This window comes from Tumebacillus algifaecis (assembly GCF_002243515.1).
Lineage (GTDB): Bacteria > Bacillota > Bacilli > Tumebacillales > Tumebacillaceae > Tumebacillus_A > Tumebacillus_A algifaecis.
The window spans coordinates 1,908,473-1,923,178 of record NZ_CP022657.1 but is presented as its reverse complement, the minus strand read 5'-3'; the positions used below and the strand labels follow the sequence as shown (position 1 = coordinate 1,923,178).

Here is a 14,706-nt window from a genome sequence, read left to right as displayed (position 1 = left end):
ACCTCAAAGGACGGATGTCTGACAACTATTAGTTCAAAGAAAGAACCCCCATCCGATTGGTGAGGGTTATGCTAAGCACGTGGATGTGCTTTGGCGTACACTTCTTTTAAGCGTGATTTGGTCAAATGCGTGTAGATCTGGGTGGTCGAGATGTCGGCATGACCGAGCATCTCCTGCACCGCACGCAGGTCCGCACCGTTTTCCAACAGATGAGTGGCGAATGAGTGTCGTAAAGTGTGCGGAGTGATCTCTTTATCAATCCTCGCAGAGTGCGCATATTTCTTGATGATTTTCCAAAAGCCTTGACGAGACAAGCGCTGTCCGTGATGGTTGACAAACAGAGACTCTTCCATCTGGTCGCGGAGCATCTTGCCCCGGCTCTTGAGCAGGTAGTCGCCCACCGTGGTCAATGCGACCGAACCTAGCGGGATAATGCGCTCTTTTGAGCCTTTGCCGTAACATTTGAGAAAACCCATGTTGATGTTGACATCAGAAATGTTCAAGGACACCAGCTCGGAGACGCGGATTCCAGTTGCGTAGAGCAGTTCGAGCATCGCTTTGTCGCGGATGCCAGCAATCGTGCCTGTATCTGGCCCTTCGAGCAGCGCTTCGACCTCAGCGACCGAAAGCACCTTGGGCAGTCGCTTCTCGATCTTTGGCGACTCCAGATTGGCCGTCGGATCACCGTCGATCAATCCATCGCGCAACAAAAAGCTATAAAACGCACGCAGGGAAGCCAGATTGCGTGAAATGGTCGAAGTTGCACGACCCTTACGCTGCAGTTCGGCCAGATACGCGATGATATTGGCGCGACGCGTCTGGTTGAGATCTTGGATGCCGCTTCGGTCTAAAAAGCCCACATACCCGATCAGGTCACGCTGATACGACTCGAGTGTATTCAGCGCGAGTCCTCGTTCAACTGCTAGGTAATGAATAAATCGCTCGATCAGCCTGTCCATGTAACGACCCCTTTTGCCCATGCTTGACCCCATTAAAATTCGGCAAAGTCGGTCAAAATCCTTCCGTTCTACAAAAGTTATGTAAAGAAAACTATTCCCCAATTTCAAAAAAAAGGTTGAGCCGATACAGGATTTCGTCATACGAGTGATCCGGCGTTACTGGCTCATAACGCGCATCGACCTTTACCGCATCCCCGCCGATCGGTTCTTTGTATTTATTGGCAGGTTCGATCATCGCCTGCACGATCATTAGCACTTTGAAGCAGATGAAGCTGAAAATAATCGTAAAGATGATCAAGCGCAAAAAGCGCGACAATTGGCGGAGCGATATGATCACCTCTTGTCCCCTCCTCACAAAAAGACCTGATTGCCCGTTACAAACACTGTATGGACAGGGACGAAAAAAAAGAAGAGGCATTTCTGCCCTTCTTCGTGATGCATTCGTTATGCGATTACCGAAGCCAGTTCGGTGTAGTCGTAACCCAGTGCGGTTGCAACCGCTTCATACGTTACTTTACCGTTGACAACGTTGACGCCTTTCGCCAATGCCGCGTCGTCTTTCGCCGCTTGCGCCCAACCTTTGTTAGCCAGCGCCAGTGCGTAGTTCAGCGTCACGTTGGTGAGCGCCAGCGTCGAAGTGCGAGCGACTGCGCCCGGCATGTTCGCCACTGCGTAGTGCACGACGCCATGCTTCAAATAGGTCGGCTCGGAGTGAGTGGTCACGCGGTCGCTCGTCTCGATGGAACCGCCTTGGTCGATCGCAACGTCCACGATCACAGAGCCCGGAGCCATTTGTTTGACCATGTATTCTTTGACCAGTTTCGGAGCGCGCGCGCCCGGGATCAAGACCGAACCGATGAGGAGATCCGCTTGGCGAACCATCGACTCGATGTTGTAGGAGTTGGACATCAAGGTGCGCACGCGGCCATCGAAGATATCATCCAGTTGGCGCAGACGAGTCGAGTTATTGTCGATGATCGTAACGTTCGCGCCAAGGCCCAGTGCCATTTTCGCCGCGTTGGTACCGACAATACCGCCGCCGATGATCACGACATTGCCCGGCAGAACGCCCGGTACACCGCCGAGCAGGACGCCTTTACCTCCCCACGGCTTTTCAAGGAATTGCGCGCCGATTTGCACGGACATGCGGCCTGCCACTTCGGACATCGGAATGAGCAGCGGCAAGGAGCGGTCCGGCAATTGGATCGTCTCATAAGCGATTGCGATCACACCGTTCTCGATCAGCGCTTTGGTCAATTCCGGCTCCGGCGCGAGATGCAGGTAGGTAAACAGGATCAGCCCTTCGCGGAAAAAGCCGTACTCAGGCGCGATCGGTTCTTTTACCTTCATGATCATATCGGCGGTGCTCCACACTTCCGCCGCAGTTTCGAGGATCACCGCACCTGCGTTTTGGTAGTCTTCGTTCGTGAAACCGCTACCAATACCAGCGCTCGTTTCGATAAATACGTTGTGACCGTTGATGCGCAGTGCTTCTACACCAGCCGGCGTGATGGCGACACGGTTCTCATTGTTCTTAATTTCCTTCGGAATTCCAACGTTCATAATTATGTAGGCCCCCTTAGTTGCGAGCATTGCTCGTCCATTCACACTGATTCATTATGCAATAAATATGCCAAGTTGATTCAACTTGGAAACTTGTCCAACTAAGTACCGATTTAGTCTGACATCAAGCAGAAAAGAGGATACGGAGCCTGCAATCGCTCTGCAAATTTTAGCACAGTCTACAAAAATTGCAGGCAACTTTTTGCAGGGTTACTCCGCTTCACTCTGGCAATTTTCGCAATAGCCAAGAAAGCTGACACGATGATCGACAATTTTAAACTTGTGATCGCGCTCGACCCGTTCCTCAAGATCGTCGAGCATGTCTTCGATCTCCGACAATGAGCCGCACTTTAGGCAGATCAAATGATGATGGTGGTGCGGATGGTCGTCGGTGCGGAATTCGTAGCGTGCCACACCGTCACCGAAGTTTAGCTTCTCGATGATCTTCAAATCGCAAAGCAGGTCGAGAGTTCGGTAGACAGTTGCAAGGCCGATGTCGGGCGACTTTTGCTTGACCAGCATGAAAATCTCTTCCGCACTCAGATGGCTCTCTTCATTTTCCAAAAGCACACGAAGAGTCGCCTCGCGCTGAGGGGTCAGCTTAAACTGCTCCGAGTGGAGTTGTTTTTTGATCTGTTCGAGTCTCTCTTGCATCTCCTGCCCCCCTTAGCGGTTTTGTTAACATCCAATTGTCTAAATCCTTCCTTATTATATTCAACCGTTTTAGACGTGTCAAACTTTTGCCAGCCGTCGAAACTGTCCCTCCTACGCTAACCGCTTGAGCAGGTTTTTTACCGTTTTTTGGACCGCCTCTACACCTCGTAATGCGAGTCGGACGGCAGAGCGTTTGCGATGTCAACCACAGCAAGGTACACGATGTGCTGGCCTCGTTCGGTCAGCTTTTACTTATGCCTCCAAAAAAATCGCTCCCGCTTCTTCGTAAGTCTAGGTTCGACTTCTCAGAATGGGAGCAGTTAGCATTTTCCAATTTTCTGTACCGTTTAGAATTGCTGATAGGAGAATTTTTGGATCAATTTTACCATCTCGTCGAACGAATCTGGTTGCACCGGGTCGTCGAATGCGAGTTTGTTGCGACCGACATGTCCGCACGCTTGGCAGCGGTGGATGACCATGTGCCCCTTTTTCTTATGCTCTTCAAAGCCGATCGGCACAAGCATGCCGCCGCAATTGGCCGCCCGATCCCCCGGATTGATGTCGAGGTGCAACGAGTGAAAACAGTTGGGGCAGTGGTTGCGGCAAGATCCTTGCGCTAATGGTTTGACCTGCGTTTTGCAGTTCAAGCACTCAAATTCTTCATTGATCACAGTAAACATACGGCTCATCAGTCAGTAACGCTCCTTGCCTTCTACACCTGCGGCACGATCAATCGCATCAACGACGGCGAGAGATAGCCTTCTACGAAGGCCGCCACGACCATCACGACGGCGACCGCCGCGATCAGCCCGGTGTACGAGAGAAAATTTCGATAGAGCAACGTTCCGGCACCGCCGCGCTGCTGATGGGTAAATCTGCTGCGGACCAGCATCAAGGAAAAGGAGATCCCCGCCACACCGCACAAGATCAGCGCCGGAACGTAGATTAAATTTTGTGGCAAGATCGCAGCCAGTGCAAACAGCAGGCCCTGCCCTTTGAACTGCGACACGATCACGCCGACCGAAAAGCCGACGACAAATCCTTTGATAAAAATATAGATGACGATGACAGGCAGTCCGATGATCGACATTCCCAAGATCCAGAGTAGACCGACCGTCTTCAGGAAAGATGCTGCCGAATGCCAGGTGATCTCCGACGCGGTGGTGCCTGTCTGATCAAGAGAAATCGCATTGAAAAAACCTTTTAATGATTCATTGAGCGAGGTCACCTGGTCCTCAGCCAAAGCACCGACGACGATGGCGCCAAACAGCACCCCGATCATAAAAAGCACCGATGTGAAGACAAACAAACTTAGGTGATCCCGCATGTATAAGGACGATGCTTGTTTCCAGTCGCCAAACATAGCTAGCCCCTCCTCCTCCGACTTGTCCGATGCTACAGTCTATGTCGGAGGATGCAAGACTATGAATCTGATCGACTCTGCTTTCAGGAGAGGATTTTTCCGTAGATTCCGCCACCGCCCGTGGCGATCGCAAGTTGTCCAGCGCGCGCGAGCACGATGTCCCGCGCGATCTTGGGTCCTACCACCTCATGCAACTGCTCTTCGGTCGCTCGATGCAGGACGTTCATCTCGGTGCCAAAATGGTCGAGTAGCTTGTCGATCGTCTTTTTGCCGACCTTCGGGATGAAATCGAGCGGAATTTGATAGAAGTAAGGTGGGCGGTGCGGCGGGTGCATCGGCTCTGTGCGGTTCGCAATGGAGCGGATGCGGTCGAGCACTCCGCGCACAATTTTCGTTCCACCACATGCCGGGCAGGACAAGTTTTGGATCGTCGCCGTATCGAGCAGCTCGTCACAGGCGAGGCAGTACGTGCGATGGTATTTGCCGAGTAGCGGATCGAGTCCATAGTTGGCGACCACCTCGCGCCCCTCCTGCCGCAAGAGCGCTTTTTTCACTTCTGAAAAAGTAGGGGCGGCCAGTCTGACTTTGTTGTACTCTCGCCCAATCTTGGCCAGGGAATGCGCATCGGAGTTGGAGACGAACGTGATGTCTGACAGCTCCGAAAACAGGTCGGCCATCGCAGAGTCGGCTGAAAGTCCAAGTTCCAAAGCGGTCACCTGTTCCAGTTCCACCATCTCCGACAGGCGAGGTACGCAGTTGCCGAGTACGCTTTTGTGCGGCGTGAAGGCATGGTTGATGATAAACAGGCCACCTAGCTCCGTGCACTTTGCTTGCAGTTCGAACGAGGTACAGCGCGCGCGCTGTGAGGACAGCACTCGATTGGTGACCCGCTCGCCCAACCAGTCAGAAAACTCGCGCATCGCGGTGATGTCCCGCATCCAGATCCCGAAATGTGCGGCCCCACCATGCGGTCCCGATGTCTCCACTTCCGCACCGAGCAACAGCGTCGTCCGACCCTGATAGTCGTAGCCACCTCCCGGCAACTCCGTCATGATCCCCTCGCGAACAAACGCTTCGATCTCATCTAATACGGGCGGCGATACCGCGTCGATGATCCCGATGATCCCTACACCTTTGCGGTCGGCCGCCTCGCGGATGATTTCAAAAAAAGTCAGGTCTTTCCCCGCTGTTATTTTCACAGGACGCCCGTCTTTCGTGCGCCCGATGTGGATATGTAGGTCTAAGAAGTATTCGCGAAGCTCCGTGGTCATCGCTTACGCTTTCCCCTGCAACGCCCGCTCACGAAGCCACCAGTAGACACAAGCCAGCGTTTTGGCGTCGTAGATCTGCCCGTCAGCGATCATCTGCTGGACCTCATCTGCCGTCACTGCGAGCACGTCTAAAAATTCGTCATCATCGAGGTTTTGCTTCGTCAGCGTAAGACCGGTCGCCACATAGGCGTGCATCAGTTCATCGGCAAAACCTGGCGACGTGTAAAAAGAGGCGAGATGTTTCCATTCCTTCGCAACATACCCCGTCTCTTCTTCCAATTCACGCTTCGCCGACTCCAGCGGATTCTCGCCGCGCTCCAGTTTCCCGGCTGGAGTTTCGATCAGCACGCGCTCTGTCGGTTTGCGAAATTGGCTGACCAGCAGAATTTTGTCCTCGTCGGTAATCGCCAGCACCGTCACCGCGCCCGGATGCAGCACCACTTCGCGCAGCGCTTCTTTTCCGTTTGGCAACTGCACCGTCTGCACGGTGAGATCGATGACCTTGCCTTCGTAAATCGTCTTCGAAGACAGCGTCTTTTCTATCAAATGATCGTGAGACAACTTTTCTCCTCCTCCGCTTGGTATATCGCTTCTACTCCCGGAATAGACTGAGAACATCATAGTCAGTTCGGGAGGGACAACCCTTATGGTCAAAACGTACATGACAGAAAACAGGTTGCGTCTGGTTGGCAGAGCATGGGAGATTCGCGCTGTCCTCCGCACGATCGCAAGCAACAGCAACGCGACGCTCAGTCAGTTTTTATCGGCCAACAACGCACCTGCAGAAGACCGCACGGCATGATGCCGGAGCGGTTTTTTGATGAGGCGGGACGTCCATTCGCCCGCTGCCCCCGCCGCAAAGAAAAAGGCAGGATCTTCTTGCAGCGTGCGCCCCATCGTCCTCAATGGTACTTGAAAATGGTTGGCCGCGTCCAGTATCGACCTTCCGCTGACCCCGACAAGTTGGTGCTTGTCATGCAGATTGGCGCTCCTGATCTGCTTGAAGATCTGAGCCGTCTCTTCGTCTGTCAGATTGGGGAGCGGAACGGTGGCTTTGGCGAGCGCGACCTGTCCTAACGCGGTCAGGGTGTGGTGTGAGATACCTTGATGGCGTGGTCGCGGATCGGCAAACGAAAGGCGCGGCACGACGATCGGATCACCCCCGAGCGTATGCACCGCATTGACCACCTGCCCGACTTCGATCCCGGTGTGACCGTATTTGGTGGCGGTGCCGACGATGCCCGGCCCCATCGCGACGATGATCACGTCCGCTTCCATCGCGTGTTTCGCTGCCAGCAGTCCTGAGTAGAGGTTGACCGCTTCCAGATCGCCGCCATATGCATGTCCTACGGTGACGGTGCCGCTGAGCAACCCGAGTTCTTTCAAGGCGCGCACCGTCTTGGAAAAAGCGATCGGCAACGCCGCTCCGTCTGTCATCACATACGCGATCCTGCATGGCGCCTGACCGCTCTGCTTCAACTCATATTGCAGCGACATGGCGACTGCCGGTACCATCGAGTGCAGTTCGCAAATCACTACAGGGACATGATCCAGCGACTCGTGCGCAACAATGTGTTCATGCAGTGGATGATCCTGCTCCTCGACCGCATGCACCGCCCGCTGCAATGGTGTATAGCGCAGTTTCATGATGTGGCCGGGCAACTCGGTTGCATCGTGGTTGCCCAAGCCCGCTTTTTCCCATGCGCTGACGACAAAATGCACTCCTCCTGTGCCAAGACCAAGCCGGACACCTGTCGTGTTGAGCAAAACGGTATCGCCAACTTCAGCCCGCACACACACGTCCTGTTCTTCAAAGGCACGCTCGCTCTTGCCGTTGAGGTCCACGAGCAATTCCCGGCCACCTCCCATTTCGCCGATCACCGCCCTGACAGTGCCTCGCTCGAATCTTCGCTTCATGAGGATTTTACCTCCGTCCGCTCTGCAGCCGTCTGGATGATGCCGATCACCAGGCGGGTCGCGTCGATCAAGTCTTGCACCTTGAGATTTTCCTCGACCGTGTGGTCCTTATTCGCACCAACGCCCAAGTTGACGGCCGGAATGCCTTTGGCGTTAAAATTGTTGGTATCACTTCCACCCCCGCGCGGTGCCAATTTCGGTTCGAGCCCCGCGCTGCGCACGCCTTCCATGGCGAGGCGAACCACTTCGTCCTCTTCTGTCAGATTGAAGCCGAGGTAAATTTTCTGCTCTTCAAAATCCATCCTCGCCCCCCACTTCTGAACGGCCAAGTCAAAGGCGGTCCGCACCTTTGCCAACTGTTCGCTCAGCTTTTGGTCATCTCGGCTTCTGACCTCCCCTTGTATTTCACAGCGATCACAGACGATGTTCGTGCGTTCACCGCCTTGGATGATGCCGATGTTGATCGTGGTCTCGTCATCGATTCGCCCCAACTTTAACTTGGAGATCGCATCGGCTGCGACGGAAATCGCGTTTAAACCGTCCTCCGGATTGACACCGCTGTGCGCCGCTTTTCCATAGATGCGCACTGTAAAATCAACTTCGGTCGGTGCCATCGTGATGATCGTATCGGGTGGACCGCCCGAATCCATCACAAAAGCGTATTGCGATTTGATCTCCTTTTCTTCCAAATAGAGCGACCCATACAGCCCGGTCTCCTCTGCAATCGTAAACACAAACTGCAAATCTCCATGCTTCACATCATTGTCTTTCAAAAAACGAATCGCTTCCAAAATCGCACAAATCCCCGCCCGGTCGTCCGCCCCAAGGATCGTTTTGCCATCCGTGTGGATCACCCCATTGTCGATCTCCGTCTTGATCCCTCGATTGGAAACGACCGTGTCCATGTGGGCGGTGAACATCAGCGGCGGAACGCCCTCCAGATCGCCTTTCAAACTGGCGATCAGGTTGCCCGTCTGCGTCCGTTTCCCGAGACTCTCGAGCGTCCCGTTCCCCACTCCATGACTGGCTAATGCACCAGCGCTATCCTCATGCACCTCAAGACCCAATTCCTTTAGCGCCTTCAGCAAATAATCGGCCATCAGCCGCTCCTCATGCGATGGTGTGTCGATTTTGACGAGTTCTAAAAAGCGATCGACCACCTGCTGTTGATTCAATTGCATGCAAAGCCCCCCTTTCAGCACCTAGTATGACCTGAATTTGACAGGGATAAGCGGCTCAGCCGCAAAGACAAGTGACCACGCTTATCGGGATCTTCGAAAAATGGTAGTATTGAACAAAAGCAACAGATTTCATATCGAGTGGGGGAATAGCTCATGAGCACTACACCTTTTCGAGTTGGCATTATCGGACTTGGCGCGATCGGTGAACGCTTGATCAAAAGCTTCACCATGCACCCTGCAACCACGGTGGTGGCGGTCACCGACGTGCTGGCAGACCTCGCCATGCAAAAATCGAATGAACTGGGCGGCATCCCGTGGTTTACCGATCACAAAGCGATGTTGCAAGAAGCGGAGTTGGATCTCGTCTACCTGGCCGTCCCTCCGAAGTACCACCACCGCATCGCCCTCGATGTTCTGGCTGCCAACAAAAATCTGTTCTGTGAAAAACCGCTGGCCAACTCGTTGCAAGAAGCCAAGGAGATGATGGAAGCGGCAACGACGGCAGGCGTGTTACATGCCATCAATTTCCCCTTGCCTTACACGCAAGGATGCAACAAATTTCGCACCTTGCTCGCAGAGGGCTACCTCGGTACGCTGCGCCGCTTGGAGGTGCACACCCATTTTCCACAGTGGCCTCGTGCTTGGCAACAAAACGATTGGGTCGGCGGTCGTGAACAAGGCGGGTTCGTGATGGAAACGGGCGCGCACTTTGTCCACTTGCTCCAAACTGTGTTCGGGCCGCTCAACGTACTCTCCAAAACGCTAGAGTTCCCAGCCGACTCGACCCGCTCCGAAACGGGCATCCTCGCCCAGTTAGAACTGGAAGACGGAACGCCGGTTCTCTACGACGGACTCGCGCAACTGGCCGGTTCGGAACGCGTCTCCTTCACCGCATACGGATCGGCAGGCACCCTGCGCCTGACCGATTGGCAAACACTTGAGGGCGGCAAATTGGGCGAGCCGATCCTCCCACTCCAAACGGACGATATAGACTCTACAAATGTCGTGCACAATCTGGTGCGCGCGCTGCAAGGCGAGTCTGCGCAACTGTACGACTTCCAAGCAGGCTACGAGGTGCAGGTCATCTTAGAATCACTGCGCAACTCAGAAGAATAGGACAAAAAGAAAAACAACTCGAGCAGCTCTCGAGTTGTTTTTCTATAACGTAGATCAAGTTACTCCGGGAACAGCACTTCGAACATACCGCTGTGCTGGAGGATCGTAACGTTGCCAGGCTTCACTTTCAGCACCGCAACGTCCAATTTGACGCGCATCGTATCCAAATATTCTTCATCCACCTGACCACCGCCACTTACCTTTACACCTTCGACTTCGGTCTCTTGGCCTTCGGTAAGGGACAAGTTCTCAAGTAAATGGTACAGGTCGGAGAAGACCTCAATATTTTGAGTGAATACCTTGAGTACGTTCATTGTCATGTCGATCAAACACCTTCCTTTCGATCATTCCTTCAGTCTGCCCAACGATTGCGATTGCACATACCCCAAGTGTCAGGTCGCAACCGCCTCCTTCTTCTTTTCGTCACCCAACATGGAAATTCCTACAGAGACGAAAATCAAGACACTGCCAATGATGAACGAAGCAGTCAACTGCTCCCCGAGCATCAACCAGCCAAGAAAGGAGCCAAAGATCGGCTGTACAAAGAAAAACAGGGCGGCCGTGCCCGCATCCAGCAGCTCAAAACCTTTCGCCCAGAGGAAAAACGCGACGGCAGTTGAGATGATGGCGAGGAACAAAATCCCCCAGACGATCAACGGATCATCTAGCGGCAAGGTAAAGCCTTCCACCGAAATCTCCCACAGTGACAATGGCAAGGTGAACAACACCCCAAATACGGTCGCCCAGAACGTGACGGTAAGCGGCGTATAGCGCTCCGTCAGCGCTTTGCCAAGCACCGAATAGAGCCCCCACGTCACCGCCGCGATGACGAGAAAAAGGTTGCCGAGCAGATTGCTGCCATCTCCCGACCCATGATCGTAGCCGATGACGATCAGCACACCAAGCGTCGCGACGAGCAGCGCACCGATTTTTTTCCCGCTCAGTCGCTCTTTGAGCAACAGCCATGCGAACAGGGCGATGCAGACCGGAGAAGCTGAAGTGATCACTGCGCCCATGTGGGCGGTGGAGAGATGAGTGCCAATAAATTGGGTGGAGATTGAGATCGTGTAACCGACCAAACCGTAGCGAGCCAGTTTGCCCCAATCCCCTCTATGTACCTTGTCACCGCCTAAAAGACGCAGGACCAGCCCCAAAACGATCGCGGCGATCGCAAAGCGCACGACCACCAAGGTCAGTGCTGGCACATAGGCCAACACATATTTTGAAACGACGTATGTACCGCCCCAGATCGCAGCTGCGGCAGCGAGGCAAACCGCTCCAAATAGCTTCTGCATCTCAACCGATCTTCGTGCCGTTTGGCACCTGATGGTCCAGGTTCATCAGCACAACGTCACCTTCGGGCAGCACAGCGCCTAACACCAACACTTCCGAAACATAGCCAGCGATGCGCCGCGGCGGGAAATTGACGACGGCTGTCACCTGCCGACCGACCATCTGCTCTGGCGAATAATGAACGGTAATCTGCGCGCTGGAGCGCTTGATTCCGATCTCTGTGCCAAAATCGATCTCCATCTTGATCGCCGGCACCCGCGCCTCCGGAAACGGTTCCGCTCGAATCACCGTACCGATGCGCAGATCCAATTTTTGAAAATCGTCAAACGTTGCCATGTTTTCTTCCTCCATCTTTTCACCACTTCCACCCATTCCAGATCAATTCGCCCCAGCTATTTAGCGCAAAGAAAAGATTCACCCCGCTCAAAAATTAGCGTAGCAAGCGCACATTTATCTTTTGTCCGTTGCGCAGGCCGAGTACCGAACCGAGTCTGGAGGCAACCACGAACAGCCAGGCGAATCCGTCGTGCAGGCTCCCAGAGCTGATCTTGCCGATCATCCCTCCGATGCCCGAGAAAAGGAACCGATCAAGCCGATCAGCACGTATACTGTCACATCCACATCGGTCAATCTGGAATCTCCTTACTAAACCGCAACTCTTACATGTAGTGTAGCACAAGTGGAAATTGTCTGTACGCTTGCACTTTCACTTGTCAGCCGGGAGACCACCCTTTATAATACCAAGTATAAAGATAGGGATATGGTGATAAAGATGAACGCTTGGCAAAGGTTTTGGAAACCGCTGACCGGCCGCTGTCCCTATTGCAGTGACAAACTGCTGACAGCACCGTCCGAAACGGGATTTGGCAGCCGCTATCGGCTCTGCCCAAACCAGCACTATGTAGAAGAAACTGTACCTGCGGCCGATACGGTGCTCGTCTATGAGCTGAACGGTGCCGTCATCGACCATCCAGTTTTTACTGAGCTCGAACCAGACAATTTTAAAGTATAAATGCAGACGGGGTGCTGACCTAAGCATCCCGTCTTTTTGTCAGGGTTCAGGCATGGTCAGCGTTGACGGACAAGATCAGGATGCGCGAAAATAGGCTCGGGAGGAGGCGATCGAACGGATGGTCATTGAGATTTGTGAGACCAATGAGACTGCCAAGCTGATCAATCAGTTGCGCATCACTTTTCACGATGCAGACATTGTCGCCTATGCCTGTCTGAACCGCTGCGCCGGTTGTTTCCTCTGTTACGTCGCCCTCATCGATGGCGTGTTGATCGAAGCAATTTCTGCCGAACAGCTCCTTCATAAGATCCTTGCCAGTCTACAAACGTCACAAAGCAATTGATCCAAACCAAAAGCACCCGTCTTTCGACAGGTGCTTTTTGCATGCGCTTATTCAAATTTAAATCTGTTGACGGCACGGTTCAACTCTTCCGCCAACTGTGCGAGTTCGTGCATCGATTCGGCGAGCGTGGTCATCGAAGCCCCCTGCTCCTCAATGGCGGCCGCGACCTCTTCGCTTGAAGCTGCCGTCTGTTCCGAGACAGCCGCAATCGAACGAAATTCCGCTTCGACACCGCTTGTTTCTGTTGTCGCATCGTCGGTCAGGCGGTGAACGTTCGCAATTTCCCGGGTCACCTCGGTCAGCCCCTTGCTAACAATTTCAAACGCCTGTTCCGACTCCTCGACTGCGCGGTTGCCTGCTGCAACAACAGTCAGACCTTGCTGCATATCAGCGATGCTCACTTCGACCTGTTTGCGTATCTCCCCGATTAACAGGCCGATTTCTTCGGCCGCTTTCCCCGATTGCTCGGCAAGTTTGCGCACTTCGTCAGCAACGACAGCAAACCCTTTGCCTTGCTCACCAGCGCGTGCCGCTTCGATGGCCGCGTTCAGTGCCAAGAGATTGGTCTGGGCGGCGATCCCACCGATCAGATCGACGATGTGGCCGATTTGTTGCGACCGTTCCCCCAAACGATTCATCGTCTCCGCCGTTTGTTCCACCTGCGTGTGAATCGAATTCATCTCGGTTCGAGTTTGGCTCATCGTACGTCGTCCAAGCAGGGTCGCTGCGTCCACATCTTTAGCATGCTGGCTTAATTCGGCTGAGCGCTTTTGGATTTCCTCTAGCGAATGTAGGGCCGTGCCCAGACGTTGGTTGGCGCGTTGCAAGGCATCATTTTGTGAATCGCTCCCCATCGCCACCGCATCGACCGACTGTGTGACCTGATCGGCCGCAGCCGATGCCTCCTCGGTGCCTTGTGACAGCGATTCGGTTAGTCCAGCAACCCGCGAGGCCGTACCTTTAGCTATCGTAAGCAGATCACCAATATTTTTTATCATCAAGTTGTAATGTTCGCGCAACTGAGACAGTTCGCCAGTTGCCCTGACCGGTTCGGCCAACGTTAGATGACCATCCGACGCACGTCGCAACCCGTTCATCACCACCGTCATTGGTCGAACGATCGAGTTGGTGCTAAACGATGCGATCAACACAGCGAGCAGGATCACGACCAGTGCGAGTCCGATGCTGTAAAGTTGGTTTTCCAGTTGTACCGCGACGATCGCTTCCCGTGACTTGGCGATGCGCAGCACTCCGAGCGTTTTAAATTGATCATAATCGGTCAACGGCACGTATAAAAAATCGTAAGGCACTCCGTTTACTTCCCCTTGCGTGCGGTACATCTGCTGATGATTGAGCACTGTGTCGATCAATGTTTGATCGGTCATATTGTCTTGCTCGCCTTGAATCGTGGAAACGAGCATCGCTTGCTTCTCGGCGCTATAAATCCCCACTTCACCGTCAACCATCTTCTTCAGTTGTTCGGCAAAATCGAGATCGGTGCTAAATCCGGTTAGGATCGTGCCTTGGATGGTATTGCCCTGTTTGAGTGGAGCAACACCGCGCATCGCAATTCCAGACTCTCCTTCCTCAGCGGAGGCCACAACCTGTCCTCTGGTAAGCGCAAGTGAGACGATCGGATCGGCATATTTGTTATCTCCATATTTTTCTGGGTTGTGCCCACGATAGAGCACGTTGCCCATCGCATTACCAGCTTCTAACACCGTGAGCCCCTTCTGTTTCAATGTTTGAAACAGCGTATCCATCTCCTTGGCAATCTGCCCACGATCGCCAGACATCACCGCACCGAGCAGCTGTTGGTTCATCGAAGCTTGCTCAGCCACGATCACCGCCATGCGTTTTTGCGACTCGATCAATTCGATCGTCGTCTCTTCCGCCGCCAACACTGCCGACTCTTGGAGCGAGTTCAGTGCCTGCGAGGAGACGAAGTTATTGACGCTGCCCATAATAATCATCGGAATCAGTGCCATGCAAAGCAGCATGCCAAATGTCTTCGTTCTCAATTTCAAAGGCTTC

19 protein-coding genes are annotated in these 14,706 nt (G+C 53.6%); 4 read left to right on the top strand and 15 right to left on the bottom strand.

Annotated features, from left to right (window positions below):
- Positions 1-71: 71 nt before the first annotated feature.
- The 8 genes from xerD to CIG75_RS08535 all read right to left on the bottom strand — a co-directional run bounded on the left by xerD (position 72) and on the right by CIG75_RS08535 (position 6,371).
- On the bottom strand, positions 72-959 hold the full coding sequence (gene xerD / locus CIG75_RS08570; protein ID WP_094236283.1) for a site-specific tyrosine recombinase XerD: 888 nt from the start codon (positions 957-959) through the stop codon (positions 72-74).
- 91 nt (positions 960-1,050) lie between these two features.
- The gene (locus tag CIG75_RS08565) at positions 1,051-1,296 is read right to left on the bottom strand and encodes a DUF4227 family protein (RefSeq protein WP_157729456.1); all 246 of its coding nucleotides are present in this window, start codon (positions 1,294-1,296) and stop codon (positions 1,051-1,053) included.
- Between the two features lie 107 nt (positions 1,297-1,403).
- The gene (gene ald / locus CIG75_RS08560; protein ID WP_094236281.1) at positions 1,404-2,522 is read right to left on the bottom strand and encodes an alanine dehydrogenase; all 1,119 of its coding nucleotides are present in this window, start codon (positions 2,520-2,522) and stop codon (positions 1,404-1,406) included.
- A 210-nt stretch (positions 2,523-2,732) separates the two neighbouring features.
- Positions 2,733-3,176, bottom strand: a complete 444-nt coding sequence (fur, locus tag CIG75_RS08555) for a ferric iron uptake transcriptional regulator (RefSeq protein WP_094236280.1) — start codon at positions 3,174-3,176, stop codon at positions 2,733-2,735.
- 347 nt (positions 3,177-3,523) lie between these two features.
- The gene (locus CIG75_RS08550) at positions 3,524-3,865 is read right to left on the bottom strand and encodes an RNHCP domain-containing protein (protein WP_094236279.1); all 342 of its coding nucleotides are present in this window, start codon (positions 3,863-3,865) and stop codon (positions 3,524-3,526) included.
- Between the two features lie 23 nt (positions 3,866-3,888).
- Positions 3,889-4,539 carry a stage II sporulation protein M gene (gene spoIIM, locus CIG75_RS08545; protein ID WP_094236278.1) on the bottom strand — a complete coding sequence of 217 codons (651 nt, stop codon included), beginning with the start codon at positions 4,537-4,539 and terminating at the stop codon, positions 3,889-3,891.
- 83 nt (positions 4,540-4,622) lie between these two features.
- Complete coding sequence (locus CIG75_RS08540; RefSeq protein WP_094236277.1) at positions 4,623-5,810, bottom strand: endonuclease Q family protein; 1,188 nt, start codon at positions 5,808-5,810, stop codon at positions 4,623-4,625.
- A 3-nt stretch (positions 5,811-5,813) separates the two neighbouring features.
- Positions 5,814-6,371 carry an NUDIX hydrolase gene (locus tag CIG75_RS08535; protein ID WP_227874387.1) on the bottom strand — a complete coding sequence of 186 codons (558 nt, stop codon included), beginning with the start codon at positions 6,369-6,371 and terminating at the stop codon, positions 5,814-5,816.
- Positions 6,372-6,456: 85 nt separating this feature from the next.
- Between CIG75_RS08535 and mciZ the strand changes: the two genes are divergently transcribed.
- Entirely contained in the window at positions 6,457-6,612 is a 156-nt protein-coding gene (mciZ, locus tag CIG75_RS08530) for a Z-ring formation inhibitor MciZ (RefSeq protein WP_094236276.1), read from the top strand.
- Here mciZ and CIG75_RS08525 read toward each other — a convergent pair.
- Together CIG75_RS08525 and CIG75_RS08520 are read right to left on the bottom strand one after the other, a co-directional pair.
- Complete coding sequence (locus CIG75_RS08525; RefSeq protein ID WP_227874386.1) at positions 6,564-7,727, bottom strand: DUF3866 family protein; 1,164 nt, start codon at positions 7,725-7,727, stop codon at positions 6,564-6,566. The genes mciZ and CIG75_RS08525 overlap by 49 nt on opposite strands.
- The gene (locus tag CIG75_RS08520; protein ID WP_094236275.1) at positions 7,724-8,908 is read right to left on the bottom strand and encodes a M20/M25/M40 family metallo-hydrolase; all 1,185 of its coding nucleotides are present in this window, start codon (positions 8,906-8,908) and stop codon (positions 7,724-7,726) included. Before CIG75_RS08520 ends, CIG75_RS08525 begins: the two co-directional genes overlap by 4 nt.
- A gap of 153 nt (positions 8,909-9,061) precedes the next feature.
- On the opposite strand from CIG75_RS08520, the gene CIG75_RS08515 reads away from it, so the two are divergent.
- The gene (locus CIG75_RS08515) at positions 9,062-10,024 is read left to right on the top strand and encodes a Gfo/Idh/MocA family protein (RefSeq protein WP_094236274.1); all 963 of its coding nucleotides are present in this window, start codon (positions 9,062-9,064) and stop codon (positions 10,022-10,024) included.
- A gap of 59 nt (positions 10,025-10,083) precedes the next feature.
- Here CIG75_RS08515 and CIG75_RS08510 read toward each other — a convergent pair whose 3' ends face one another.
- From CIG75_RS08510 to CIG75_RS21415, 4 genes are all read right to left on the bottom strand, one after another.
- A complete protein-coding gene (locus tag CIG75_RS08510; RefSeq protein WP_094236273.1) occupies positions 10,084-10,344 on the bottom strand; it encodes a hypothetical protein in 261 nt (86 codons plus the stop codon).
- Between the two features lie 72 nt (positions 10,345-10,416).
- Positions 10,417-11,319: a DMT family transporter gene (locus CIG75_RS08505; protein WP_094236272.1), complete on the bottom strand. Its 903-nt coding sequence runs from the start codon at positions 11,317-11,319 to the stop codon at positions 10,417-10,419.
- Between the two features lies 1 nt (position 11,320).
- Positions 11,321-11,653, bottom strand: coding sequence for a chaperone CsaA (csaA, locus tag CIG75_RS08500; protein ID WP_094238378.1), 333 nt, complete (start codon positions 11,651-11,653; stop codon positions 11,321-11,323).
- A gap of 94 nt (positions 11,654-11,747) precedes the next feature.
- On the bottom strand, positions 11,748-11,876 hold the full coding sequence (locus tag CIG75_RS21415; protein ID WP_265415071.1) for a hypothetical protein: 129 nt from the start codon (positions 11,874-11,876) through the stop codon (positions 11,748-11,750).
- A gap of 213 nt (positions 11,877-12,089) precedes the next feature.
- Here CIG75_RS21415 and CIG75_RS08495 point away from each other — a divergent pair, with 213 nt between their 5' ends.
- Together CIG75_RS08495 and CIG75_RS08490 are read left to right on the top strand one after the other, a co-directional pair.
- The gene (locus CIG75_RS08495) at positions 12,090-12,329 is read left to right on the top strand and encodes a hypothetical protein (RefSeq protein WP_094236271.1); all 240 of its coding nucleotides are present in this window, start codon (positions 12,090-12,092) and stop codon (positions 12,327-12,329) included.
- Between the two features lie 118 nt (positions 12,330-12,447).
- A complete protein-coding gene (locus CIG75_RS08490) occupies positions 12,448-12,672 on the top strand; it encodes a DUF1450 domain-containing protein (RefSeq protein WP_094236270.1) in 225 nt (74 codons plus the stop codon).
- A 47-nt stretch (positions 12,673-12,719) separates the two neighbouring features.
- Here the strand turns inward: CIG75_RS08490 and CIG75_RS08485 are convergent, their stop codons facing one another.
- Positions 12,720-14,699 (bottom strand): methyl-accepting chemotaxis protein, encoded by a 1,980-nt coding sequence (locus tag CIG75_RS08485; protein WP_094236269.1) that lies wholly within the window; start codon positions 14,697-14,699, stop codon positions 12,720-12,722.
- Positions 14,700-14,706: the final 7 nt, after the last annotated feature.